The organism is Bradyrhizobium sp. 25ACV (genome assembly GCF_054863005.1).
The window spans coordinates 1-300 of record NZ_JAVAYO010000060.1; the positions used below are offsets into that span (position 1 = coordinate 1).

General features: G+C 67.0%; 1 pseudogene. It reads right to left on the reverse strand.

Annotation, left to right across the window (positions count from 1 at the left end):
• A pseudogene (locus tag RAD04_RS38570) lies at window positions 1-300 on the reverse strand (hybrid sensor histidine kinase/response regulator); the annotation flags it as partial.

A 300-nucleotide genomic window follows, 5' to 3' on the forward strand; every position in this document is an offset into this window, starting at 1 on the left:
TGGCTCGCGATGGTGACGCCTTCCATGGCAACGAGTGGCATCAGCTGCTCGCGGTATTGCACCATGTAGCGGCCGTTCGAGAACTCGATCTTGTCGGCCGGGAGCTCTTCCAGGCGGGTGACGAGGCCAAGCGGGACCGCCTTGGGCTGCGACGAGCCGGCGCGGAACACCAGCAGCGAGGTGGTCTGCTCGCCCGAGCCGATGTGATGCGCGCCGTTCTCGCCCCCCATGTCATGGGCCGAGGAGCCGGCGGCGCCGAGCGCCTTGGCAATGCCGTTGGGGTCGATGATCATGATCACC